Raw genomic sequence first — 23,049 nt, 5'->3', positions numbered from 1 at the left:
TCGTCACTTCCAACCTTCGGTCCAGCAGTCCTGCCCAACAAGCCGACAAGCTCACCGTTGCGGCCTCGAGCCGCATAGCCAGCGCTCGAGCCGCCCCGCAGCCGGCCGACGAGACTGCTCAGCCTGCCGGCACGATCTGCCGATGGCGGTTACGTCAGGCTGGTCTGTCGGACAACGCTTTTCGCGCCGACGCCGGCTCCGGACATCCCCGCACCGATCGGCAACTCTATCCGAGCGTTCTCCAACAGGCGCTCGAGCGCGGCCTCGACTTCAGCCTTCCAGCCGAGTCCCTTGTCGAGTTCCAGGCGCAGCCGCGGGAAGTACGGGTGCGGTGCCACGACCGTGAACCCGACGTCTTCGAGAAAATCGGATGACAGCATGCAATCGTCAACCGAGCAGTCCCCCAGCACTGCCACCACCGGAGATAACTCGACGGGCAGCTCGCCGCTGTCGGCCGTTTCAGCCACGGCCGAGGTGTAGCCGAACGCCTCCAATGCCCGAACACCGCGCCGCACCAGATCATTGACCACCGCGGCAAGCAGACTCTGGGACAACAGCTCGCGGTCGTCGGCGCACTCCACACCGACCGCGGTCAGAAGAATCGCATCGGCGCTCACCGGAGCAGTCGGAAAGAGCCGGGCCCGCGGCACCGCACCCGGGGGTGCATAGAACGCGAAGCCCAGGCACGGATCGTCGATGATGGCTGGAGCCGTCCAGTCATCGCCCGCGGCTGACATCTCGGAGTCAGCTACGCCGGCTCGGATCGCCAGATCGATCTCGGCACCGGAGCCGGCGTCTGGCCCAGCACCTGGCTCCCCTGCCGGTCCATCCGGGCGAGCGGTGACCGCAAGCTGACCGCACGACCCCCACTCGAGCATCACCATCGAGAGCCAGGCTTCTTTTTCGAATTCAGGGTCCGTCAGGTGGTCGTCGCCCACTGTGGACGGATCGACTTCCCAGAACACACAGCGCCGCGCATGCTTGGGCAGCTGCTCGAAGCCCTCGAGCCGAAGCGGTGTGATTCGTGCTGTCACTGAGGTCCCTGGCTTTCACACTTTGTGCGTGGCTGCCCCTCAAGAATAGGAGAGTCCGCCGGAGTCGGACCACTGCGCCCCGAAAATCTCATCGAGCTCCGCCTCCAAAGTGAAATGCTATGCCGCACAGATGCTTTGCGCTATGTGGTGCTCGCGACTCCGGGCGCTGATCACTGATGTGTCACAGTGACGGAACAACCTGGTGTCGTTGGTCGTGGGTTCTCAGTGCTCTTCGGCGCTCATAATTTCGACAATGCGCTGCAAATCGTCAACCGACCCGAACTCGACCACAATCTTGCCTTTTCGTTTGCCGAGACTCACGGTGACCCGAGTATCGAAGGCTGACGAGAGCCGTTCAGCAACGTCCTGCAGACCCGGCATCTGAATCGGCTTGCGCCGAGGTGCCGGCGGCGCGGTGTTGCCGTCTCGGTTGGCCAGTGTCACGGCCTCCTCAGTCGCCCGCACCGACATACCCTCGGCGATGATCCGGGCGGCCAGCTCCTCTTGCTTCTCCGCTCCCCCCTCCAGGGCGAGCAGCGCCCGTGCATGGCCCGCGGACAGCACGCCGGCCGCCACGCGACGCTGCACGGCGATCGGCAGCCTCAACAACCGGATCATGTTGGAGATCAGCGGCCGCGAGCGCCCGATCCGGGCGGCGAGTTCATCGTGGGTGACTTCGAATTCGTCGAGCAGCTGTTGGTAGGCGGCGGCCTCTTCCAGTGGGTTGAGCTGTACCCGGTGGATGTTCTCCAGCAGCGCGTCGCGCAGCATGTTGTCGTCGCCGGTCTCGCGGACGATCGCGGGGATCGTCTCCAGGCCGGCCTGCTGTGCGGCCCGCCAGCGGCGCTCGCCCATCACCAACTGGTAGTGGGATTGACCGTTCTCCTCGACAGCGCGGACAACGATCGGCTGCATCAATCCGAACTCGCGGATGGAGTGCACCAGCTCGCTGAGCGCCTCCTCGTCGAACACCTGGCGGGGCTGACGCGGATTCGGCTGGATCAGGCTGGGATCGATCTCGCGATACGTCGCGCCGACTTCACCGGCGGTCAGGACAGGGTCCGCCCCATCGTGCGCGGGGGATGTCGGGGCCGCCGCCCCGCCATCACCAGAGTTGGACGATGGACCGAGCAGAACGTCCGCCGCGGTCGCACCGATCCTTGGGCTCAGGGCGTCGGTACCGTCCTCAGCGGGACCGGTCGGAATGAGGGCTGCCAGTCCCCTGCCAAGGCCACTCCGCTTCCGTGCCGGCTGATTCATGGTCGTCTCCTGCTCATCGCTGCCGTCCGCTGTCTGTCTGCTGCTGGTGGTTACTGGCGCCTAGCGACCGCGGGGCGGCGCCCCGCGCTCTGCGATCTCGCGGCTCGCATCGAGATAGCTCAACGCGCCACGGGAACCCGGATCGTAATCGAGGATCGTCATCCCGTATCCGGGCGCTTCCGAAACCTTCACGCTCCGCGGGATGACCGTCCGCAACACCTTGTCACCGAAGTGCTCCCGCACATCCTCGGCCACCTGATCCGCCAACTTGGTCCGCCCGTCGTACATCGTCAGTATCACGGTGGACACCGACAGCTCCGGGTTCAGATGCGCCTTCACCATCTCGATGTTGCGCAGCAGCTGCCCCACACCTTCCAGCGCGTAGTACTCGCACTGGATCGGGATCAGGACCTCGGGGGCAGCCACCAGAGCGTTGATGGTCAGCAATCCGAGGGACGGCGGGCAGTCGATGAACACGTAGTCGAAGTTGTGGTTCGCCAGGGCCGCGAGCGCCGAGCGCAGCCGCCCCTCACGAGCCACCATGCTGACCAACTCGATCTCAGCACCGGCCAGATCGATCGTCGCGGGAATGCAGAACAGCCGGTCGCTGTGCGGGCTCTGCTGGAGCGCCTCCTCCACCGGGATATCCCCGATGAGGACCTCGTAGGATGACGGGGTCCCGGGCCGGTGCTCGATGCCAAGAGCCGTGCTGGCATTGCCCTGCGGATCGAGATCGATCACCAACGTCCGCAATCCCTGCAGCGCGAGCGCGGCGGCGACGTTCACCGCGGTGGTCGTCTTGCCGACGCCGCCCTTCTGATTCGCGATCGTGAACACGCGTTGACGCGCCGGCCGGGGAAGCTGCCCGTGCGAGGTGTGGAGCACGCGAGTCGCCTGCTCCGCCTCGGCCGCAATCGGGGTGTCCATGCTGGCGTCCGTGGACCACGGGGTAGTGCCACCGTTTTTCCATGTTTCACGTGAAACCGTTTCACGTGAAACGGCGGGCCGAGCACCCCCGCCAGCGGCTGCCTGCCTATCAGAACCCATCCTCATCTCCTGCCCGATCTCCCCCGCGACCCGGAGGCTCTGCCCGTTGACCGGCTGCCCGGTCTCACCGCTCCGCGCCGCACGGCGACCACGGTTACGGGTGGGTTCAAATAGTTCACGCCACATTTCACCACCCTGGCATCGACTGCACCCAGGGAAGCCATCACACGCCGGTGCTCTTCAATCTCAGCCTCAGCGCGCTCGCCTTTGAGGGCGAGCATTCTTCCGTCGACGCGCAGCAGCGGCATGCTCCAGCGCGTCAACTTATCCAGCGAGGCGACCGCACGCGATGTCACCACATCCAACTCGCCTACGAATTTGCGGACCTCGGAGTCCTCTGCCCGACCGCGGACCACCGCCGCGTCGAGGCCCAACTCGTCAACCACTTCACGCAAGAACTCGCTGCGGCGCAGCAGCGGCTCGATCAACGTGACATGAACATCGGGGCGCGCCAGGGCCAACGGGATACCCGGGAGGCCGGCGCCGCTGCCGATATCGGCGATGCGCTCATCGGGAGCCAGAAGCTCTCCGAGAGCCGAGCTGTTGAGAATGTGTCGATCCCAGAGCCGGTCCACTTCCCGCGGACCAATCAGACCCCACTCGACACCGGCACCGGCCAGAATTGCCGCGTACCGCTCGGCGGTCTCCAGACGATCTCCGAAGACCTCCGCCGCGGCGTCCGGTGCCGCGGGGACCGGTCCATGTTTCACGTGAAACATCCTCCGCACTCCCTACGGCACCGTCGCCGCAAATGAACTACACCTTTGTAACTAAAGCTCAGCCAAGCAGAACGACGACGCGTCGCGACGGCTCCACGCCCTCGCTCTCGCTGCGGACACCGTCGACCGCGGCCACTGCGTCGTGCACGATCTTGCGCTCGAACGGCGTCATCGGAGCCAGCTCCTCACGCTCCCCCGACTCCAGCACGCGGCGGGCCACCTTGTCACCCAATGCCGCGAGCTCGTCACGACGACGACGACGCCACCGCGCGATGTCGAGCATCAGCCGACTACGCTCGCCGGTCTTCTGGTGCACGGCCAGCCGCGTCAGCTCCTGGAGGGCGTCGAGCACCTCGCCCTTGCGGCCGACCAGCTTGCTCAGATCGCCACCGCCGTCGATGCTCACCACGGCCCGGTCCCCTTCGACATCGAGATCGATATCGCCGTCGAAGTCCAGCAGGTCGAGCAGCTCCTCGAGGTAGTCGCCGGCGATCTCGCCTTCGGCGACCAGTCGCTCCTCCAGGTCGTCCTCGCTCTTCGGCGCGGACTGGGTGTCCTCCTCCAGCTCGGCGCCGGGCTCGGTCGTCTGTGCGTCCGTCATATCCGTCTTCTCCCTACTTGTAGCCAGTGTGAGAACTGGTCACCGTTTCCGCTTCTTGGGGCGTGCACCGGGCTTGGGCGTGCGGTTCACGCTCGGCCCTCCCGATCCACCAGCCGTGTCACTCTGGTCCTCCGTCTGCGCCTCAGCGGCGTCCGTCTGGGTACCCGCCGCGTCACCGCTCTCCGTCTGGCTCGCAGATTCGGCCTTCCGGGCCCGGTTGGGCTTCGCACCAGGGGCCGGCGCATTCGCCGAGCGGCGTTCCATCGCCTCGACCTTCTTGGCTTCTTCTTCCTTCTCGATCATCCCGAACACGTAGTGCTGCTGTCCGTAAGTCCAGATGTTGTTCGACAACCAGTAGATGATCACGGCCAGCGGCAGGAACGGCCCACCGACCACCACACCGAGCGGGAACACGTAGAGCGCGAGCTTGTTCATCATCGCGGTCTGTGGGTTGGCGGCGGCCTCCACGCTCTGGCGAGCCACCGAGGCCCGGCTGTTGAAGTGCGTGGCGATGCCGGCCAAGATCATGATCGGGACGCCGACCGCAACCACAGCGAGCCGGTTGAATTCCGTGAACGCCTCGAGCCCGTGCTGCTGAACCATCGTCGCGCCGAGCGGTGCACCGAACAGGTTCGCGTCGAGGAAATGGCCGACGTCGGTAGCGCTGAAGACGTAGTTGGCCAGGCTCCGGTTCTCGTCCACCGACAACCCCAACCGGCCGATGCCGGTCTGCGTCCGGTTGAAGGACATCAACACGTGGTACAGGCCGAGGAACACCGGCACCTGCGCCAGCATCGGCAGACAGCCGAGGATCGGGTTGAACCCGTGCTCCCGCTGAAGCTTCTGCATCTCCAGCGCCATGCGCTGCCGGTCCTTGCCGTACTTCTTCTGCAGCGCCTTGATCTGAGGCTGCAGTTCCTGCATCTGCCGCGTGGTGCGGATCTGCTTGACGAAAGGCTTGTAGAGGATCGCGCGCAACGTGAACACCAGGAACATCACCGACAGCGCCCAGGCGAAGAAGTTCTCGGGGCCGAGCAGGAAGGCGAACGCCTTGTACCAAACCCACATGATCGCCGACACCGGGTAATAGATGATGTCCAGGCTGAACCAATTAAACACGCGACTTGCTCTCCCATCGCTTCGCTGGGGTATCCCAGACAAGGTTTTCGGCGACGGCTATCTCGCCAGAGACGGTCTCATCAGAGCTGATGGACTCGTGATCGTGAGGGCACCGGTCCGGGATGGGGTCCCATCCACCCGGGTGCCACGGTCCGCATTTCAGCAGTCGGATCAACGTCAGCCACCCGCCGCGGACCAAGCCGTATTCGGTGAGGGCATCGACCGCGTACTGGCTGCAGGTCGGCATGAATCGACACGACGGCAGCCGAAGCGGAGAGATGGTGTGACGGTAGAGCTGAATCAGGAAGATCGCGCCGCGGGCAGCACCGGCACCCGCTCTGCGGATCATGGTGACGTCCCGCGCCGCGCTTCAAGGCGCTCGAGAGCGCGGTGCAACTGCTGCTCCAGACGCGGTGACGGCGCTTCACTGCTGCCTGCGCGAGCCCGGATCACCACGAGGTCCGTGGCGTCCAGTTTGGGAATCACGGTGCGGGCGGCATGACGCAGCCGCCGCGACACCAGATGACGTTCCACGGCGTTGCCGACGGCTTTGGACACGATCAGACCGACCCGCGGGCCGGTAGCGTCCGTCCCCTCGTGGAGCGCGTGTACGACAACGTCAGGTTGAACCGCACGCACGCCACGACTGACGGTGGCACTGAACTCCGCGGACCGCCTCATCCGGTATCGAGCCGGGAGCACCGCGCTAGATCCTGCGTCGTATCACGCAGTAAGTGCGCGACGGCCCTTGCTACGGCGGTTGGCGACGATGGCGCGGCCGGCGCGAGTGCGCATCCGCAGCCGGAACCCATGCACGCGCGCACGGCGGCGGTTGTTGGGCTGGTAGGTCCGCTTGCCCTTGGCCACGGCAATCTCTCCTTGTTCCGTTTGGTACCCGCGCCTCGCCGACACCGAAATGTCGCCAAGAACACGGTCACCGTGCAAGCTCGGTTTAAGCTCGTCCGTCGTGCTTTTCTAACCGGCGCGTTCTCCGGAACAATCCCGGGCGCAGCCGTACCGCCACGTGCGGGCGACTGCTCGAGGGTACTGATGAGAATTCCCTCGGTCAAACCTGCGCCGAACCGCCCACATCGTCGGCGTTCGATGTTGCAGAACTGTTGGCACATCGAGAGAAAACTGTTAGCTTCTGGCAATGCCGTTCCGAGCCTGGACCGGCCCCGGACAATAAGATGAGGACGTCGCTCCGCCGCAAGCCTCACAGCATGTGACGAACCCGGCCACGACGCTCTCACAACAGACAACAGAGCGACGACGACTGTCCTTTCTCCACAAGCTGTGGATAAATATGTGGACAGTTCGTCATCGTTCTTTTTGGTCGTCACCGGGTCGACCTCGAAGCACCTCAAAGGGGGAAACGGTCGTTGACAGCGGACCCCGACCCACCATTCGTCGCCGTCTGGAACAGCGTCGTAGCCGAACTCAACGGCGACCGCGGCACAGAGTCCGGTTCCGCGGGTGATACAGCCTCACCTCAGCTGACACCTCAGCAAAGGGCCTGGCTCAAGCTGGTGGAACCACTCGTGATCGCCGAGGGATTTGCTCTGCTCTCGGTCCCCACCACGTTCGTCCAGAACGAGATCGAGCGCCATCTGCGCGAGCCCATCATCAACGCGCTCAGTCGCAAACTGGGCCAGCGTGTCGAGCTCGGTGTGCGCATCGCCACCCCGTCCAAGGAACCCGAGGACTCCCCCGCCGAATCGCCGGCGGATTCCCGGGACGCCGGACCCGCGGCCACGTCAACGGACCAGGCTTCCGACAACGACGAGATCGACGACGACCGCGCCGCAAAGGTCAGCGCCGAAGAGACCTGGCCGACCTACTTCAGCAGCCCGCAGCGTGACTCCACCGTCAGCGACGACAACGCGGTCAATCTGAATCGGCGCTACACCTTCGACACCTTCGTCATCGGTGCGTCGAACCGATTCGCCCACGCCGCGACCCTCGCCATCGCGGAGGCACCCGCCCGCGCGTACAACCCGTTGTTCATCTGGGGCGAGTCCGGCCTCGGCAAGACGCATCTGCTGCACGCGGCCGGAAACTATGCGCAACGTCTCTTTCCCGGCATGCGCGTGAAGTACGTCTCCACAGAAGAATTCACCAACGACTTCATCAACTCGCTGCGCGACGACCGTAAGGCCTCGTTCAAGCGGAGTTACCGCGACATCGACATCCTGTTGGTCGACGACATCCAGTTCATCGAGGGCAAGGAAGGTATCCAGGAAGAGTTCTTCCATACCTTCAACACCCTGCACAACGCCAACAAGCAGATCGTCATCTCCTCGGACCGGCCGCCCAAACAGCTCGCCACCCTCGAGGATCGACTGCGTACGCGTTTCGAGTGGGGTCTGATCACCGACGTCCAGCCGCCTGAGCTCGAGACGCGCATCGCGATCCTTCGTAAGAAGGCTCAGATGGACCGTCTGGACGTGCCTGATGACGTGCTGGAGCTCATCGCCAGCAGCATCGAGCGCAACATCCGCGAGCTCGAGGGTGCGCTGATCCGCGTCACGGCCTTCGCGTCGCTCAACAAGACCCGGATCGACAAGTCGCTGGCCGAAGTCGTGCTGCGCGATCTCATCGCCGACGCCACGACCATGCAGATCAGTACCGCTGCGATCATGGCGGCCACCGCCGAGTACTTCGAGACCACCGTGGAGGAGCTGCGCGGCCCCGGCAAGACCCGGGCGCTGGCGCAATCCCGGCAGATCGCCATGTATCTGTGCCGTGAGCTCACCGATCTGTCCCTGCCCAAGATCGGCCAGGCGTTCGGTCGCGACCACACCACGGTCATGTACGCGGAAAAGAAGATCCGTGGCGAGATGGCCGAACGACGTGAGGTTTTCGACCACGTGAAGGAACTCACCACCCGGATTCGCCAGCGCGCCAAGCGCTGAATCCCGCGCCGCATCTCTCCCTGACGCCTCGAGACAACCTCGAGCGCGGCTCACTCGTGCCGTCTTACAGCTTCCGGCGTCTCACATCGTGGTCTCTTCAGGCCCGTCTGGCGAAAAATCTTGTAACAACTTCCGCCCCATTACGCATCACAAGTCACAGGTGACCGCTGTGGATACCGCTGTGCACAACCTGCGGGCAAACCACGGGATGAATGACAAAATCATCCACACGATGTCATTTGTCCACACTCGAGCGCCGGTCCATCCACCGGTCTCCACAGCCGACTCACATTCCGACACACCTACGGTGCTGGGCAAACACCCCTTCATCCCCAGTTTTCACAGCCCCTAATACTGTTACTCAAATATCTTCTAAGAGTTCTTTCTAGAAGAAGGGGGTTGGGGACACCGGACGGACCGTGCGTCCGCTCGAGCTCACGAAGCACGGATGTCACCCCGATCGATTAGCTTTCAAGTTCATGCGGAAAGCTCTACGGTGGTTCATCGACAGCGGTTTCCAGCTTTGTCATTCAGCGCTCATGCTGCGTGGTGTGGTTTTCGGAAGACGCAGGTAGAGCTCGTAATGGGGATCATCGAAGGGGCGCAAAGCACGTGGCGACGACGACGGCTGGGCTGACCGACTTGAAGTTCCGCGTGGTGCGTGAGGACTTCGCGGACGCGGTGGCCTGGGTGGCCCGCAATCTGCCGACCCGGCCCACCATCCCGGTGTTGGCCGGCGTCCTGCTGACCGGCACCGATGAGGGCCTGACCATCTCCGGCTTCGACTACGAAGTCTCCGCCGAAGTCCGTGTCAGCGCTGAAATCGCTTCTCCCGGAAGCGTTTTGGTGTCAGGACGGTTGTTGTCCGACATCACCAAGGCCTTGCCTGCCAAGCCGGTCGAGCTCAGCGTGGAGGGCACCCGGGTGGCATTGACCTGCGGCAGTGCCCGGTTCTCGCTGCCGACCCTGGCGGTCGAGGACTACCCCGCACTGCCGACCCTGCCGGACGAGACCGGCGTGGTGTCATCGGATCTGTTCGCCGAGGCGATCGGCCAGGTCGCCGTCGCCGCCGGTCGTGATGACACTCTGCCCATGCTGACCGGTATCCGGGTCGAGATCTCCGGTGAATCAGTGGTTTTGGCGGCGACCGACCGCTTCCGGCTCGCCGTGCGCGAGCTGACCTGGGAAACCAGTGCCAGCGACATCGAAACCGCCGTGCTCGTTCCGGCGAAGACCCTGGCCGAGGCTGCCAAGGCGGGTACCGACGGTAACCAGGTGCACCTGTCCTTGGGTTCCGGCGCGTCAGTGGGCAAGGACGGCCTGCTCGGAATTCGCAGCAACGGCAAGCGCAGCACCACCCGTCTGCTCGATGCGGAGTTCCCGAAGTTCCGTCAGCTGCTGCCGACCGAGCACACCGCGGTGGCCACGATCGGCGTGGCCGAGCTCACCGAGGCGATCAAGCGTGTGGCGCTCGTGGCAGACCGGGGTGCCCAGATCCGTATGGAATTCGGCGACGAAGTGCTGCGGCTGTCGGCCGGCGCCGATGACGTCGGCCGGGCCGAGGAAGATCTGCCCGTCGACTTCGCCGGCGATCCGCTGACCATCGCGTTCAACCCGACCTATCTGACCGATGGGTTGAGCTCGTTGCATTCCGACCGGGTGACTTTCGGTTTCACCACGCCGAGCCGGCCCGCAGTGTTGCGGCCCACGAGCGAGGATGCTGGTACAGGTGGCGGTTCGGGTCCGTTCCCGGCTGCCAAGACCGATTACGTCTACCTGCTGATGCCGGTACGCCTTCCCGGCTGACCGGCGCGGGCGAGAGAGGGCGCACATGCAACTGGGGTTAGTCGGCCTGGGCAAGATGGGCTTCAACATGCGCGAGCGCCTGCGCACCGGCGGTCACGAGGTCGTGGGATACGACCCTCGCCCGGAAGTGAGCGACGTGGCCAGCCTCGCGGACCTGGCCGGTGCGCTCGAGACGCCGCGGGTTGTCTGGGTGATGGTGCCGTCGGGCACGGTCACGCACGAGACCATCGTCGCGCTTGCCGATGTACTGGGTCCCGGTGATCTGGTGATCGACGGTGGTAACTCGAGGTACACCGAAGATGGTCCACATGCAAAGTTGTTGGGCGACAAGGGAATCAAATTCATCGACGCGGGTGTTTCGGGTGGCGTCTGGGGTCTGCACGAGGGTTACGGGCTGATGGTCGGTGGTAGTGACGCCGATGTGGCTCGAGCCATGCCGATCTTCGACACGTTGCGCCCCGAAGGTGATGTGGCCGACGGATTCGTCCACGCCGGCCCGGTGGGCGCGGGTCATTACGCCAAGATGGTGCACAACGGCGTCGAATACGGCCTGATGCACGCCTACGCCGAGGGATATGAACTGCTGGCGGCCGAGCAATTGATCACCGATCCCCAGGCGGTGATCCAGGCCTGGACGAACGGCACCGTGGTGCGGTCGTGGTTGCAGCAGCTGCTGGCCAAGGCACTCAAGGAGGACCCCGGTTTCTCGGCGATCAGCGGTTATACCGAGGATTCCGGGGAAGGTCGCTGGACCGTGGAGGAGGCGATCAGCCACCGGGTCCCGATGCCGGTGATCGCGGCGTCGTTGTTCGCCCGGTTCGCCTCGAGACAAGAGGACTCCCCCACCATGAAAGCCGTCTCGGCCCTGCGTAACCAGTTCGGTGGCCATGCGGTGCACCGGATCAGTGAGTCCGGGTAGGCGCAATTCCGATGTATGTCCGTCACCTGGGACTGACCGACTACCGGTCCTGGGCTCATGTCGAGCTCGAGCTCGAGCCCGGCCGCACGGTCTTCGTCGGGTCGAACGGCTTCGGTAAGACGAATCTTGTTGAGGCACTGTGGTATTGCGCCACCTTAGGTTCCCATCGGGTGGCCTCTGACGCCCCGTTGATCCGGGCCGGTGCGCCCCGCGCGATCGTCTCGAGCATCGTGGTCAACGAGGGGCGGGAGCTGGCCGTCGATCTCGAGATCACCAGCGGCCGGGCCAACAAGGCCCGGCTGAACCGCTCACCGGTCCGCTCGCCCCGCGAAATTCTCGGGGTTCTGCGGGCGGTGCTGTTCAGTCCTGAGGACCTCGCACTGGTGCGGGGGGACCCCGGTGAGCGGCGGCGCTACCTCGACGAGCTCGCGACCACCCGGCGCCCGGCGATCGCGGGTATTCGCGCCGACTACGACAAGGTCGTGCGGCAGCGCACGGCATTGCTGAAAACCGCTGCGGGAGCACGTTATCGAGGGGATCGTAGCGCGCTGGACACCCTCGATGTGTGGGACGGACACCTCGCTGCCCATGGCGCGGCGTTGACTGCCGCGCGCATCGCGCTGGTCGAGCAGCTGCATCCCGAGGTTCAGAAGGCTTATCAATTGTTGGCGCCGTCCAGCAGGCCCGCGGCCATCCGGTACCGCAGCAGTGTGGAGGCGATCGAGAACGCTCCGGGTCCGGAATCCGTGGAGTTCTACGAGGCCGCGCTGCTGGACGCGTTGGCGCGACGCCGCGACGCGGAGTTGGATCGCGGGGTCTGTCTGGTCGGTCCGCATCGTGACGATCTCGAGCTGTGGCTGGGCGACCAACCCGCGAAAGGCTTTGCCAGCCATGGTGAATCGTGGTCGATGGCGCTGGCCCTGCGGCTGGGTGCCTACGAATTGCTGCGGTCGGACGGCGTCGATCCGGTGCTGTTGCTCGACGACGTCTTCGCGGAGCTGGATACCTCGAGGAGGCAGGCTTTGGCGGCGGTGGCCGGAGAAGCCGAGCAGGTACTGGTGACCGCGGCGGTCGGTGAGGACATCCCGCAGGACTGGGCGGTCAACCGGGTTGAGATCAGGATGACAGAAGGCGACCAGGGACGGATATCGGTGGTGCAGTCATGACGAACGATCCCGCAGAATCCCCTGATCCGGCTGCCCCCACCCCCGCGGTCTCCCCGGAAGATCTGACCCGGATGCGCGGCATGGATCTGGTGCGGCGAACCCTGGAAGAGGCTCGAGGCGCGGCACGCAGCCAGGGCAAGGATGTCGGCCGAGGCCGCCGTGCCCCGGTACGGCGGGTGGCGGGCAATGCCGGCCGGCGCCGCAGCTGGTCGGGTCCGGGGCCCGATGTCCGCGATCCGCAGCTGTTCGGGTCCGCGACCCAGGATCTTGCCAAGGTGCGGGGCTGGTCCTCGAGGGTTGCCGAGGGTTCGGTGTTCGGTCGGTGGCGGACAGTGGTCGGCGACCAGATCGCCGACCATGCCAACCCGACCGGCCTGAACGAGGGCGTGCTGACCGTCTCGGCGGAGTCCACCGCGTGGGCCACCCAGCTGCGGATGGTGCAGTCCCAGGTGTTGGCCAAGATCGCCGCCGCGGTCGGCGACGGTGTGGTGACCTCATTGAAGATCGTGGGCCCCGTCGGCCCGTCGTGGCGGAAAGGTCGGTATCACGTCCCAGGCCGCGGCCCTCGAGACACCTACGGCTAGGACCGCGCTCAGAACCGCCGAGACGCGCTAAATGGATCTTCTCAAGCGTCCGAAGGCACCGATGCCCGAGAAATTCCGCGCACGGCGCAGTTAGATAGGTGGAAACGCCGCTACAGAGTCGGCCCTGTACGTGTCGACCGGTAGACTGTGGCGAGATCTGCAGGGCGGTGACGCAACCACCTCCCGCGAACCCCAAGGAGACGCGTCCGACGTGGCTGCCCAGAATCAGTACGGTGCCGACTCGATCAAAGTGCTGGAAGGCCTCGAAGCCGTTCGCAAACGTCCCGGCATGTATATCGGCTCCACCGGTGAACGTGGCCTGCACCACCTCGTGTGGGAGGTCGTCGACAACGCGGTAGACGAGGCGATGGCCGGCTTCGCGACGAAGGTCGACGTGCGCATCCTCGAGGACGGCGGAGTCCAGGTCACCGACGACGGGCGAGGCATTCCGGTCGCCATGCACGCCACCGGTATCCCGACGATCGACGTGGTGATGACCGTTCTGCATGCCGGCGGCAAGTTCGAGGAGGGCGCCTACCAGGTGTCCGGCGGCCTGCACGGCGTCGGTGTCTCGGTGGTCAACGCGCTGTCCACGCGGCTGGAGGCCGATGTCCGTACCGATGGATATGAGTGGTTCCAGACCTACGACAACTCGGTCCCGGGAACCCTGCGAAAGGGTGAGAAGACCAAGGAGACCGGCACCACGATTCGGTTCTGGGCGGATCCGAACGTCTTCGAGACCACGGTGTACGACTTCGAGACCATCGCCCGGCGGCTGCAGGAGATGGCGTTCCTGAACAAGGGCCTGACCATCGAGCTCACCGATGAGCGGGTGACCAAGGACGAGATCGTCGACGAGGTGGTCGCCGACACCGCGGCCGCGCCGAAAACCGCGGAAGAGACGGCCGCCGAGGCCGCCGCACCCCATAAGGTGAAGCACCGCACTTTCCATTACCCGGGCGGTCTGGTCGACTTCGTCAAGCACATCAACCGAACCAAGACCGCGATCCAGCCCAGCGTGATCGATTTCGACGGCAAGGGCACCGGCCACGAGGTCGAGATCGCGATGCAGTGGAATGCCGGCTACTCCGAGTCGGTGCACACGTTCGCAAACACGATCAACACCCACGAGGGCGGTACCCACGAGGAAGGTTTCCGCGCTGCGCTGACCACCGTGGTGAACAAGTACGCCAAAGACAAGAAGCTGCTCAAGGACAAGGATCCGAACCTCACCGGCGACGATATTCGTGAGGGGTTGGCAGCGGTCATCTCCGTGAAGGTGGCCCAACCGCAGTTCGAGGGTCAGACCAAGACCAAGCTCGGAAACACCGAGGTGAAGTCGTTCGTTCAGAAGATCTGCAACGAGCAGCTCACCCACTGGTTCGAGGCGAATCCGGCCGAGGCGAAAACTGTTGTGAACAAGGCAGTTTCGTCAGCACAGGCCCGTATCGCCGCGCGTAAGGCCCGCGAACTGGTTCGGCGTAAGAGCGCCACCGATATCGGCGGCCTGCCGGGCAAGCTGGCCGACTGCCGCTCGACGGATCCGACGAAGTCCGAACTGTATGTGGTGGAGGGCGATTCAGCCGGCGGCTCGGCCAAGAGTGGCCGGGATTCGATGTTCCAGGCCATCCTGCCGCTGCGCGGCAAGATCATCAACGTCGAAAAGGCCCGTATCGACCGGGTTTTGAAGAACACCGAAGTCCAGGCCATCATCACCGCCCTGGGCACCGGCATTCACGACGAGTTCGACATCAGCAAGCTGCGCTACCACAAGATCGTGTTGATGGCGGACGCCGACGTCGACGGCCAGCACATCTCGACCCTGCTGCTGACCCTGCTGTTCCGCTTCATGAAACCGCTGGTCGAGCACGGCCACATCTTCCTGGCGCAGCCGCCGCTGTACAAACTCAAGTGGCAGCGCCAGGAACCGGAGTTCGCCTACTCCGACCGCGAGCGGGACGGTCTGCTCGAGGCGGGCAAGGCGTCGGGCAAGCGGATCAACATCGACGACGGCATCCAGCGCTACAAGGGTCTCGGCGAGATGGACGCCAAGGAACTGTGGGAGACCACCATGGATCCGTCGGTGCGGGTATTGCGTCAGGTGACGCTTGACGACGCCGCTTCGGCCGACGAGTTGTTCTCCATCCTGATGGGTGAGGACGTCGAGGCGCGGCGCAGCTTCATCACGCGTAACGCCAAAGACGTCCGGTTCCTGGACGTTTAGGCGGACCACTCATGCCCTGCGCGCCACCGTAATTCACGTCGCGTCCAGATGGCCTTTGACCGCATCAAGCCGAGCCAACGAGCGAGGAACTCATGACTGACACCACGTTGCCACCCGGCGACGGAACATCTGACCGCATCGAACCGGTCGACATTCAGCACGAAATGCAGCGCAGCTACATCGATTACGCGATGAGCGTGATCGTGGGCCGCGCGCTGCCCGAGGTCCGTGACGGCCTCAAGCCGGTGCACCGCCGTGTGCTGTATGCGATGTACGACTCCGGTTTCCGCCCGGACCGCAGCCACGCCAAGTCGGCGCGCTCGGTGGCCGAGACGATGGGTAACTACCACCCGCACGGCGACTCCTCGATCTACGACACACTGGTCCGGATGGCCCAGCCCTGGTCGCTGCGGTACCCACTGGTCGACGGCCAGGGGAACTTCGGTTCGCCGGGTAACGATCCCGCGGCCGCGATGCGTTACACCGAAGCCCGGCTGACGCCGTTGGCTATGGAGATGCTGCGTGAAATCGACGAGGAGACAGTCGAGTTCATTCCGAACTACGACGGTCGGGTACAAGAGCCGACGGTGCTGCCGAGCCGGTTCCCCAACCTGCTGGCCAATGGTTCGGGCGGCATCGCCGTCGGCATGGCCACCAACATCCCGCCGCACAACCTGCGCGAGTTGGCCGAGGCCGTGTACTGGTGCCTGGAGAACCACGAGGCAGATGAAGAGGCCACCCTCACCGCGGTGTGCGAGCGGGTCAAGGGTCCGGACTTCCCCACCAGCGGCTTGATCGTCGGATCCCAGGGCATCCACGACGCCTACACCACCGGTCGCGGCTCGATCCGGATGCGCGGTGTGGTGGAGATCGAAGAGGACAACCGGGGCCGCACCGGCATCGTCATCACCGAGCTGCCGTACCAGGTCAACCACGACAACTTCATCACCTCGATCGCCGAGCAGGTGCGCGACGGCAAGCTGGCCGGCATCTCCAACATCGAGGACCAGTCCAGCGACCGCGTGGGCTTGCGAATCGTGGTGGAGCTCAAGCGCGATGCCGTCGCGAAGGTTGTGCTGAACAACCTCTACAAGCACACCCAACTGCAGACCAGCTTCGGCGCCAACATGCTGTCGATCGTCGACGGGGTGCCGCGCACACTGCGCCTGGACCAGATGATCCGGCATTACGTCGCACACCAACTCGACGTGATCATCCGCCGCACCCGGTACCGGTTGCGCAAGGCTAACGAGCGGGCCCACATCCTGCGCGGTCTGGTCAAGGCCCTCGACGCACTCGATGAAGTGATCGCGTTGATCCGCGCCTCACAGACCGTCGAGATCGCGCGCGCCGGCCTGATCGAGCTGCTCGACATCGACGAGATCCAGGCCCAGGCCATCCTGGACATGCAGTTGCGCCGGTTGGCCGCCCTGGAGCGCCAGAAGATCGTCGACGACCTGGCCAAGATCGAAGCCGAGATCGCCGACCTCGAGGACATTCTGGCCAAGCCGGAACGGCAGCGGGCGATCGTCCGCGACGAGCTGGCCGAGATCGTCGAGAAGCACGGTGACGACCGCCGGACCCGGATCATGCCGGCCGACGGCGAGGTCAGCGACGAGGACCTGATCGCCCGGGAGGACGTGGTCGTCACGATCACCGAGACCGGGTACGCCAAGCGCACCAAGACCGACCTCTACCGCAGCCAGAAGCGCGGCGGCAAGGGCGTGCAGGGTGCCGGGCTCAAGCAGGACGACATCGTCAACCACTTCTTCGTCTGCTCGACCCACGACTGGATCCTGTTCTTCACCACGCAGGGTCGCGTCTACCGGGCCAAGGCATACGACCTGCCGGAAACCTCACGCACCGCGCGCGGTCAGCATGTGGCGAACCTGCTGGCGTTCCAGCCGGAAGAGCGCATCGCCCAGGTCATCCAGATCAAGAGCTACGAGGATGCGCCATACCTGGTGCTCGCCACCCGCAACGGTCTGGTGAAGAAGTCCAAGTTGGTCGACTTCGACTCCAACCGGTCGGGCGGCATCGTGGCGGTGAACCTGCGCGACGGTGACGAGCTGGTCGGCGCGGTGCTGTGCTCGGCGGAGGACGATCTGCTGCTGGTCAGCGCGAACGGCCAGTCGATCCGGTTCTCGGCGACCGACGAGGCGCTGCGGCCGATGGGTCGGGCCACCTCGGGTGTGCAGGGCATGCGGTTCAACGAGGATGACCGGCTACTGTCGCTCAACGTGGTCCAACCGGATACATATCTGCTGGTCGCGACCGCGGGCGGCTACGCCAAGCGCACCGCGATCGACGAGTACACGGTTCAGGGCCGCGGCGGCAAAGGCATCCTGACGATCCAGTACGACCGCAAACGTGGCAGTCTGGTCGGAGCGCTGATCGTCGATGACGAGACGGAGCTGTACGCCATCACCTCCGGTGGCGGTGTAATCCGGACCGCCGCACGTCAGGTTCGCAAAGCTGGGCGCCAGACCAAGGGTGTCCGCTTGATGAACCTGGGCGACGGCGACACACTGATTGCGATTGCGCGCAACGCCGAGGAGGACTCGGATGCGGATGGTGAAGAGTCCGACGAGGCGTGACGCCGTCGCTGAGGCCCGACGCGGACCTCGGCCTGAGCTAAGGAGCTGTTAGGTGAGTTCACCGAGCGAGCCGGGGTACCCGCGAGCGGGCGACCGGCCCGGCAGCTCCAACGGCTCAGGTGCCGGGGCCGCCGGGACCGAGAGCACTTCGACGGCGAGCAAGACCGCCGGGGTCCAGGCTCGGCCCGCGGGCGGTCAGATCACCGAGACCGGTGAGGTGCCCCCGTGGCAGCGCGGAACCGGCAGGACCACGCCGCAGCCGCCAACCGAGACGCGCGACGAGAGTGCCCGTACGCCCGGCTCCCACTCCCCCGGTGTGGAAGCCCGACTGCAGCGCTTCGTCGCGGGCCCGGAGACCCAGGAGACGGAGCAGCAGCCCCGGCCGGCACGCGTGCCCTCGTCGGCCCCGGCCGCGCCGTCCGCCCCGCGCAGCGAGCCGGTGCGGTCCGAGGCCTACGCGAGTGAAATTCCGGACCTGTCGGCGCCGTCCCAGCGTCCGTCGCAACGCAAGACATCCGCCGATACCCAGGCGCCCAGATCCTCGAGTAACAGCCCGACCACCCGGATCCAGGTGGCCAACCGCACCCCGCATCAGGGGCCGGTCCGGGCCAGCATGCAGATCCGCCGGGTCGATCCGTGGACTGTGCTGAAAGTCTCACTGGTGCTGTCGGTGGTGCTGTTCTTCGTGTGGATGATCGCGGTGGCGTTCCTGTACCTCGTGCTCGGCGCGATGGGCGTGTGGAGCAAGCTGAACAGCAACGTGGGCGATCTGCTGACCAGCGCCAGCGGCGCCTCAGGAGGCGAATTGGTCTCCAGCGGAACGATCTTCGGAGGGGCGGCGCTCGTCGGCCTGGTGAACATCGTGGTGCTGTGTGCGATGGCGACCATCGGGGCCTTCATCTACAACCTGACCACCGATCTGGTCGGCGGAGTCGAGGTCACGCTGGCCGACCGGGATTGATTTGGGAGTCTGCGCCCCGGTGCGGTAATCTCTGCGCTCGGTCGATCCCAATTTTCGGGCCTATAGCTCAGGTGGTTAGAGCGCTTCGCTGATAACGAAGAGGTCGGAGGTTCGAGTCCTCCTAGGCCCACGACACCCGGTGTAACCGGTGATCATCGAGAGGTTGCGCCATGCGGTTCATACTTCTGGCCGGCATCGCAGCCGTCGCGGTGATCGTCTGGCGATCACGACACGGTGAAGAGGTTTGGCACGACGCGGAAAATCCGCAGTCGCGTCCGAGCGAGGGGCCTTAGCTCAGTTGGTAGAGCGCTGCCTTTGCAAGGCAGATGTCAGGAGTTCGAATCTCCTAGGCTCCACAAATCAAAACAGTCATGAGCGGTTCCGGTGTCAGATGCCGGAGCCGCTTTTTTGTTCGTGACCTCAACTCACCCAGTCGGTAAGCTGCCGCCGTCCCACAGATGGCAGGCCGGAGCTCGTCTGCCCTCGGGATGCTCCATACAGAGCCGGTAGCGCCACCGTGAGGAAGAGGAACTACGTGATACGAGCGTTCATCGTCGGACTGGCCGTGTTGGCCGTCGCTGGTTGCGGATCGGAAAGCAAGTCGGCGCCGTCGGAGCCTGCTGCCACCTCGGCTCAGGCCGAGGTGAGCGACGAGCAGCAGATCCGCGCTCTGATAGATGAGCAAGAGGCTGCGATGGCGGGGTTCAACTTCGACAGGATGGCCGAGCTGACCTGTGCGCAGTACCGTGACGTCGTTCTGGCCCAGCCGGACACGATGTTCCCACCGCTCAGCGAGGCCGGGACACCTGAGGAACTGGCCGCGAAGCCTGCCGACGTGATGGCCGAGGCGCTCAAACAGCAGTACCCCGCCGCATCAGATGCCACGATCGGCCAACTGGTCGATGCGTTGATCAGCTACGACGAACCGACCTACAAGGCGGCGAACCTCGAGATTCTCCGGCAGACAACGACAGTGACGATCGACAAGGTGGAGAACATCAAGGTCACCGGCGACAACGCGACGGCTGACCTGACCGTCACATGGAAATCAGGCGACAAGCCACCGGCCACGAGCACGGACTCGAACACGTTCCTCCGAGAGGACGGCCAATGGCTGGACTGCCAGGGGCCGTCGTCGGAATAGCCGGCCCGCCGACACCGGCAGCCAGGGATCGTCGAGGACCAGCACCCGTGATTGCCATGTGTCACAACAACTTTGGTGGGTTCTGGGGGCCGGGATCAGGGCCGGGGTGTCACGTCCACGCTGGGTGGCAGCGATGAAGGCTCGGGCCGGTTGGACCGCCGCACGATGGAGAATGCCACGGCCCCACCGGCCAGGACCGCTGCAGCCACCGCGGCGATCACCAACCGGCGACGGCGCCGCTTGGGCTGTGGCGCCGCGGCGGCCTCCTGCAGTACCTCGGGCAGTGCGGCCACCGCGGCTGCGGCCGCGGCAAGCTGACGGCGCAGCTTGCCCGACTCGTAGCGCTTGCGTAGCCCGGCCGCCGCGGCGGACACCGTGTTGGCGCTGATGCCCACCACACCACGGGTCACGTCGACCGGACCGACGGTGCTGTATTTCAAACCGCGGGCTAGGCGCTGACGGGGGGCCAACCGGGTATCGACGTTCGCGGTCATCGGGCACCTTTCTGGGCACTGGCGGCGGAGGTGGAGTAGGCCGGTATGTCGGCTGAGATCCAGACTGCCATCTCTGCGCGAGTCGCGGGGTGTTGGTGGGGTATCTGACGGTTGCCGGCGGCCGGGATGGCAGACTGAGTAGCCGTGACGAGCCCCATTCAGACCGCGACGGCGACACTGCACACCAATCGCGGCGACATCAAGATCGCACTGTTCGGAAACCACGCTCCCAAGACCGTGGCCAACTTCGTCGGCTTGGCGCAGGGCACCAAGGACTACAGCACCGAGAATGCCTCGGGCGGAACCTCCGGTCCGTTCTACGACGGCGTCGTCTTCCACCGGGTGATCGACGGCTTCATGATCCAGGGCGGCGACCCGACCGGCACCGGTCGCGGCGGCCCGGGCTTCCAGTTCGCCGATGAGTTCCACCCCGAGCTCCAGTTCGACAAGCCCTACCTGCTGGCGATGGCCAACGCCGGGCCGGGCACCAACGGCTCCCAGTTCTTCATCACGGTCGGCCAGACCCCGCACCTGAACCGGCGCCACACCATCTTCGGTGAGGTCGTGGATCCGGAGTCCAAGAAGGTGGTCGACGCCATCGCGTCCACCCCCACCGATCGTTCCGATCGTCCGGCCGATCCGGTTGTCATCGAATCGGTCACCGTGTCATAACGGGCCAGACCCCGCACCTACAAATGCGCGACGCCCCCGTAGTCGGGGGCGTCGCGTGTTGTGTGGGGTCCATTCCTCACCCGGCCGCGAAACCGGCCTGTGTGAGCGCGTCCAGGACGTCGAGAGGGTCCGTTCCGAGATCCCAGCGAGTGAGGACCACCAGGCGGTCGTCGACGGTGTCGATCTCCAGCAGGCGGACCTTGCGGGCGATCCGGCGGAACTCGGTGATGCGGATCGTCCGGATCTCATTCCGGCGATATGTCCGGGTGTGCCACCACCCGGCGACCGTGAGACCGTCTTGGTTAATTGCCAGTTTGGGTCGTGCCCGCCACGACAATGTTGCGAACGTGAGCAATCCCACCCCAGCTATGCCGGCAAGAACACGTCCGGGCGGGTCTGTGATCAGGGTCACAGCTGCGATAGCCATCATAAGTCCGGCTATGCCGCAACCAGCGACTCCGGCAGCAGGTGGTCCCCAATGAGTTTGCTGCACGGGCTCTTCACACCCTCTTACCGCGACTAATGGAGTTATCCACAGGTGCTATCCCCAATGGGGATGAATCACAACGATGTGATTGAGCATCGCCAAGGTTGCTGAACCGGTAACGCTGAAAACGTAAGATGAATTCATTATTACGTCGTCCGGGGTTATCGCCAGCGCATCGTGAGCAACAGCCCGCTGATCATGAAGGCAAAGGCAATCGCGTAGTTCCACGGACCCAGGTCAGCCATCCACTGGAGGAAGGATGGGGTGTCCACGGGGTTGGTCGCGGCCAACTGGAACACCAGCAGCCACAACAGGCCGAACAGCATGAGGCCGATGAACAGCGCGACGAACCACACACTCGACGGCCCGGCTTTCACCTTGACCGGGGTCCGGCTCACCGCCTTGATGGTGAAATCGTTCTTCTTACGGACTTTGGACTTGGGCATGGGTACCTTCGCGGACAGTCGGCGTCACACGGTGCGACGATGAGGCAGGATGCCTCACGAGCCTAACGTAGCTGCACGTCCAGGAGAGACTGCGATGGACCAACCGGATCGATCCCCGTGGCGCTTCGGCGTCCCGGTCGTCTGCCTGGCCGCCGGCTTGCTCTTGGCCGCTACCCACGGCGTCTCGGGCGGTGACGAGATTCGCCGTAGCGACGCACCGCGCCTCGTCGACCTGGTGCGCGAGGCACAGCAGTCGGTGGACCGGCTGACCGTCCAGCGCGATTCGCTGTCGACCGAGATCGACAGCCATCACGGCGGATCCCCCGGATCACACGCGGCGCTCGGGGCCATCACCCGGCGCTCCGCCGAGCTGGCCGTCGACGCGGGCACCGTGCCCATGCGGGGACCCGGCCTGGTCGTCACGCTCAACGACGCCCAGCGCGACGCCCAGGGCCGTTTTCCCCGCGACGCCTCCCCCGACGACCTCGTGGTGCACCAACAGGACATCCAGGCCGTCCTGAACGCACTGTGGAGTGCCGGCGCCGAGGGCATCCAGATGCAGGACCAACGCATCATCGCCACGTCGGCACCCCGGTGCGTCGGCAACACCCTGCTACTCAACGGACGGACCTACAGCCCGCCCTACGTGATCACCGCGATCGGCGATGCCTCCGCCATGCAGGCCGCGCTGGCGGCCGCCCCGAACGTCACCCTCTACAAGCAGTACGTGGTGCGGTTCGGATTGGGCTATGCGGAGGAGCCGCGCGCCGAGGTCGACCTGGTAGGGCACACCGAGCCACTGCGGATGCGCTACGCGAAACCCGCGGGCCCGGTCGGCTACTGAGCCGGTAACC

General features: G+C 65.0%; 23 protein-coding genes and 2 tRNA genes. 13 read left to right on the top strand and 12 right to left on the bottom strand.

What is annotated here, in order from left to right; translation table 11 throughout:
- Positions 1 to 149: 149 nt before the first annotated feature.
- The 9 genes from ACWEFV_RS16605 to rpmH form a co-directional block, all read right to left on the bottom strand.
- Entirely contained in the window at positions 150 to 1,034 is an 885-nt protein-coding gene (locus ACWEFV_RS16605; protein ID WP_135459676.1) for an acetyltransferase, read from the bottom strand.
- A gap of 222 nt (positions 1,035 to 1,256) precedes the next feature.
- A complete protein-coding gene (locus ACWEFV_RS16600; RefSeq protein ID WP_450070969.1) occupies positions 1,257 to 2,294 on the bottom strand; it encodes a ParB/RepB/Spo0J family partition protein in 1,038 nt (345 codons plus the stop codon).
- Positions 2,295 to 2,354: 60 nt separating this feature from the next.
- Positions 2,355 to 3,221: a ParA family protein gene (locus ACWEFV_RS16595; protein WP_286175237.1), complete on the bottom strand. Its 867-nt coding sequence runs from the start codon at positions 3,219 to 3,221 to the stop codon at positions 2,355 to 2,357.
- A gap of 122 nt (positions 3,222 to 3,343) precedes the next feature.
- Positions 3,344 to 4,060: a 16S rRNA (guanine(527)-N(7))-methyltransferase RsmG gene (gene rsmG / locus ACWEFV_RS16590; protein WP_450070968.1), complete on the bottom strand. Its 717-nt coding sequence runs from the start codon at positions 4,058 to 4,060 to the stop codon at positions 3,344 to 3,346.
- 58 nt (positions 4,061 to 4,118) lie between these two features.
- Positions 4,119 to 4,661: a Jag family protein gene (locus ACWEFV_RS16585; protein WP_055119208.1), complete on the bottom strand. Its 543-nt coding sequence runs from the start codon at positions 4,659 to 4,661 to the stop codon at positions 4,119 to 4,121.
- A gap of 39 nt (positions 4,662 to 4,700) precedes the next feature.
- Positions 4,701 to 5,729 carry a membrane protein insertase YidC gene (gene yidC, locus ACWEFV_RS16580; protein WP_450071025.1) on the bottom strand — a complete coding sequence of 343 codons (1,029 nt, stop codon included), beginning with the start codon at positions 5,727 to 5,729 and terminating at the stop codon, positions 4,701 to 4,703.
- Positions 5,730 to 5,772: 43 nt separating this feature from the next.
- Positions 5,773 to 6,129, bottom strand: a complete 357-nt coding sequence (gene yidD, locus ACWEFV_RS16575) for a membrane protein insertion efficiency factor YidD (protein WP_450070967.1) — start codon at positions 6,127 to 6,129, stop codon at positions 5,773 to 5,775.
- A complete protein-coding gene (gene rnpA / locus ACWEFV_RS16570) occupies positions 6,126 to 6,482 on the bottom strand; it encodes a ribonuclease P protein component (protein WP_135459681.1) in 357 nt (118 codons plus the stop codon). The genes yidD and rnpA overlap by 4 nt, the downstream gene beginning before the upstream one ends.
- 21 nt (positions 6,483 to 6,503) lie before the next feature.
- Positions 6,504 to 6,647: a 50S ribosomal protein L34 gene (rpmH, locus tag ACWEFV_RS16565; protein WP_003883350.1), complete on the bottom strand. Its 144-nt coding sequence runs from the start codon at positions 6,645 to 6,647 to the stop codon at positions 6,504 to 6,506.
- 515 nt (positions 6,648 to 7,162) lie between these two features.
- Between rpmH and dnaA the strand changes: the two genes are divergently transcribed.
- From dnaA to ACWEFV_RS16510, 11 genes are all read left to right on the top strand, one after another.
- Positions 7,163 to 8,695, top strand: coding sequence for a chromosomal replication initiator protein DnaA (dnaA, locus tag ACWEFV_RS16560; RefSeq protein WP_450070966.1), 1,533 nt, complete (start codon positions 7,163 to 7,165; stop codon positions 8,693 to 8,695).
- 612 nt (positions 8,696 to 9,307) lie between these two features.
- Positions 9,308 to 10,501: a DNA polymerase III subunit beta gene (gene dnaN, locus ACWEFV_RS16555; RefSeq protein ID WP_450070965.1), complete on the top strand. Its 1,194-nt coding sequence runs from the start codon at positions 9,308 to 9,310 to the stop codon at positions 10,499 to 10,501.
- A gap of 25 nt (positions 10,502 to 10,526) precedes the next feature.
- Entirely contained in the window at positions 10,527 to 11,420 is an 894-nt protein-coding gene (gene gnd, locus ACWEFV_RS16550; protein WP_135459684.1) for a phosphogluconate dehydrogenase (NAD(+)-dependent, decarboxylating), read from the top strand.
- A gap of 11 nt (positions 11,421 to 11,431) precedes the next feature.
- Entirely contained in the window at positions 11,432 to 12,586 is a 1,155-nt protein-coding gene (recF, locus tag ACWEFV_RS16545) for a DNA replication/repair protein RecF (RefSeq protein ID WP_135459685.1), read from the top strand.
- Entirely contained in the window at positions 12,583 to 13,170 is a 588-nt protein-coding gene (locus ACWEFV_RS16540) for a DUF721 family protein (protein ID WP_450070964.1), read from the top strand. Before recF ends, ACWEFV_RS16540 begins: the two co-directional genes overlap by 4 nt.
- A 211-nt stretch (positions 13,171 to 13,381) precedes the next feature.
- Positions 13,382 to 15,394, top strand: a complete 2,013-nt coding sequence (gene gyrB, locus ACWEFV_RS16535; RefSeq protein WP_450070963.1) for a DNA topoisomerase (ATP-hydrolyzing) subunit B — start codon at positions 13,382 to 13,384, stop codon at positions 15,392 to 15,394.
- Positions 15,395 to 15,486: 92 nt separating this feature from the next.
- Positions 15,487 to 17,991 (top strand): DNA gyrase subunit A, encoded by a 2,505-nt coding sequence (gene gyrA, locus ACWEFV_RS16530; RefSeq protein WP_135459688.1) that lies wholly within the window; start codon positions 15,487 to 15,489, stop codon positions 17,989 to 17,991.
- A 52-nt stretch (positions 17,992 to 18,043) separates the two neighbouring features.
- Positions 18,044 to 18,952, top strand: coding sequence for a DUF3566 domain-containing protein (locus tag ACWEFV_RS16525; RefSeq protein WP_450070962.1), 909 nt, complete (start codon positions 18,044 to 18,046; stop codon positions 18,950 to 18,952).
- Positions 18,953 to 19,008: 56 nt separating this feature from the next.
- Positions 19,009 to 19,082: transfer RNA gene (locus ACWEFV_RS16520), tRNA-Ile, on the top strand.
- Positions 19,083 to 19,235: 153 nt separating this feature from the next.
- Positions 19,236 to 19,308: transfer RNA gene (locus ACWEFV_RS16515), tRNA-Ala, on the top strand.
- Positions 19,309 to 19,487: 179 nt separating this feature from the next.
- A complete protein-coding gene (locus tag ACWEFV_RS16510; RefSeq protein WP_450070961.1) occupies positions 19,488 to 20,096 on the top strand; it encodes an Rv0361 family membrane protein in 609 nt (202 codons plus the stop codon).
- A 95-nt stretch (positions 20,097 to 20,191) separates the two neighbouring features.
- Here the strand turns inward: ACWEFV_RS16510 and cwsA are convergent, their stop codons facing one another.
- Entirely contained in the window at positions 20,192 to 20,590 is a 399-nt protein-coding gene (gene cwsA, locus ACWEFV_RS16505; RefSeq protein ID WP_450070960.1) for a cell wall synthesis protein CwsA, read from the bottom strand.
- 144 nt (positions 20,591 to 20,734) lie between these two features.
- Here cwsA and ACWEFV_RS16500 point away from each other — a divergent pair, with 144 nt between their 5' ends.
- Entirely contained in the window at positions 20,735 to 21,262 is a 528-nt protein-coding gene (locus ACWEFV_RS16500) for a peptidylprolyl isomerase (protein ID WP_450070959.1), read from the top strand.
- A gap of 76 nt (positions 21,263 to 21,338) precedes the next feature.
- Here the strand turns inward: ACWEFV_RS16500 and ACWEFV_RS16495 are convergent, their stop codons facing one another.
- Both ACWEFV_RS16495 and crgA read right to left on the bottom strand, forming a co-directional pair.
- Positions 21,339 to 21,755, bottom strand: a complete 417-nt coding sequence (locus tag ACWEFV_RS16495) for a PH domain-containing protein (RefSeq protein WP_450070958.1) — start codon at positions 21,753 to 21,755, stop codon at positions 21,339 to 21,341.
- A 155-nt stretch (positions 21,756 to 21,910) separates the two neighbouring features.
- Positions 21,911 to 22,195 (bottom strand): cell division protein CrgA, encoded by a 285-nt coding sequence (gene crgA, locus ACWEFV_RS16490; RefSeq protein WP_029110467.1) that lies wholly within the window; start codon positions 22,193 to 22,195, stop codon positions 21,911 to 21,913.
- A gap of 94 nt (positions 22,196 to 22,289) precedes the next feature.
- Between crgA and ACWEFV_RS16485 the strand changes: the two genes are divergently transcribed.
- The gene (locus ACWEFV_RS16485) at positions 22,290 to 23,039 is read left to right on the top strand and encodes a DUF881 domain-containing protein (RefSeq protein ID WP_450070957.1); all 750 of its coding nucleotides are present in this window, start codon (positions 22,290 to 22,292) and stop codon (positions 23,037 to 23,039) included.
- Positions 23,040 to 23,049 lie beyond the last annotated feature (10 nt).

This window comes from Mycobacterium sp. NPDC004974 (assembly GCF_053600815.1).
The sequence above is the reverse complement of the archived record's forward strand: the minus strand, read 5'-3'. Positions and strand labels throughout refer to the sequence as shown.

Coding starts and splice junctions, on each gene's coding strand:
- ACWEFV_RS16600 (WP_450070969.1), bottom strand. CDS start 2,294: ATGAATCAGCCGGCACGGAAGCGGAGTGGCCTTGGCAGGGGACTGGCA.
- gnd (WP_135459684.1), top strand. CDS start 10,527: ATGCAACTGGGGTTAGTCGGCCTGGGCAAGATGGGCTTCAACATGCGC.
- rsmG (WP_450070968.1), bottom strand. CDS start 4,060: ATGTTTCACGTGAAACATGGACCGGTCCCCGCGGCACCGGACGCCGCG.
- ACWEFV_RS16595 (WP_286175237.1), bottom strand. CDS start 3,221: ATGGACACCCCGATTGCGGCCGAGGCGGAGCAGGCGACTCGCGTGCTC.
- gyrA (WP_135459688.1), top strand. CDS start 15,487: ATGACTGACACCACGTTGCCACCCGGCGACGGAACATCTGACCGCATC.
- crgA (WP_029110467.1), bottom strand. CDS start 22,195: ATGCCCAAGTCCAAAGTCCGTAAGAAGAACGATTTCACCATCAAGGCG.
- ACWEFV_RS16585 (WP_055119208.1), bottom strand. CDS start 4,661: ATGACGGACGCACAGACGACCGAGCCCGGCGCCGAGCTGGAGGAGGAC.
- ACWEFV_RS16540 (WP_450070964.1), top strand. CDS start 12,583: ATGACGAACGATCCCGCAGAATCCCCTGATCCGGCTGCCCCCACCCCC.
- yidD (WP_450070967.1), bottom strand. CDS start 6,129: ATGATCCGCAGAGCGGGTGCCGGTGCTGCCCGCGGCGCGATCTTCCTG.
- ACWEFV_RS16485 (WP_450070957.1), top strand. CDS start 22,290: ATGGACCAACCGGATCGATCCCCGTGGCGCTTCGGCGTCCCGGTCGTC.
- cwsA (WP_450070960.1), bottom strand. CDS start 20,590: ATGACCGCGAACGTCGATACCCGGTTGGCCCCCCGTCAGCGCCTAGCC.
- recF (WP_135459685.1), top strand. CDS start 11,432: ATGTATGTCCGTCACCTGGGACTGACCGACTACCGGTCCTGGGCTCAT.
- yidC (WP_450071025.1), bottom strand. CDS start 5,729: ATGTGGGTTTGGTACAAGGCGTTCGCCTTCCTGCTCGGCCCCGAGAAC.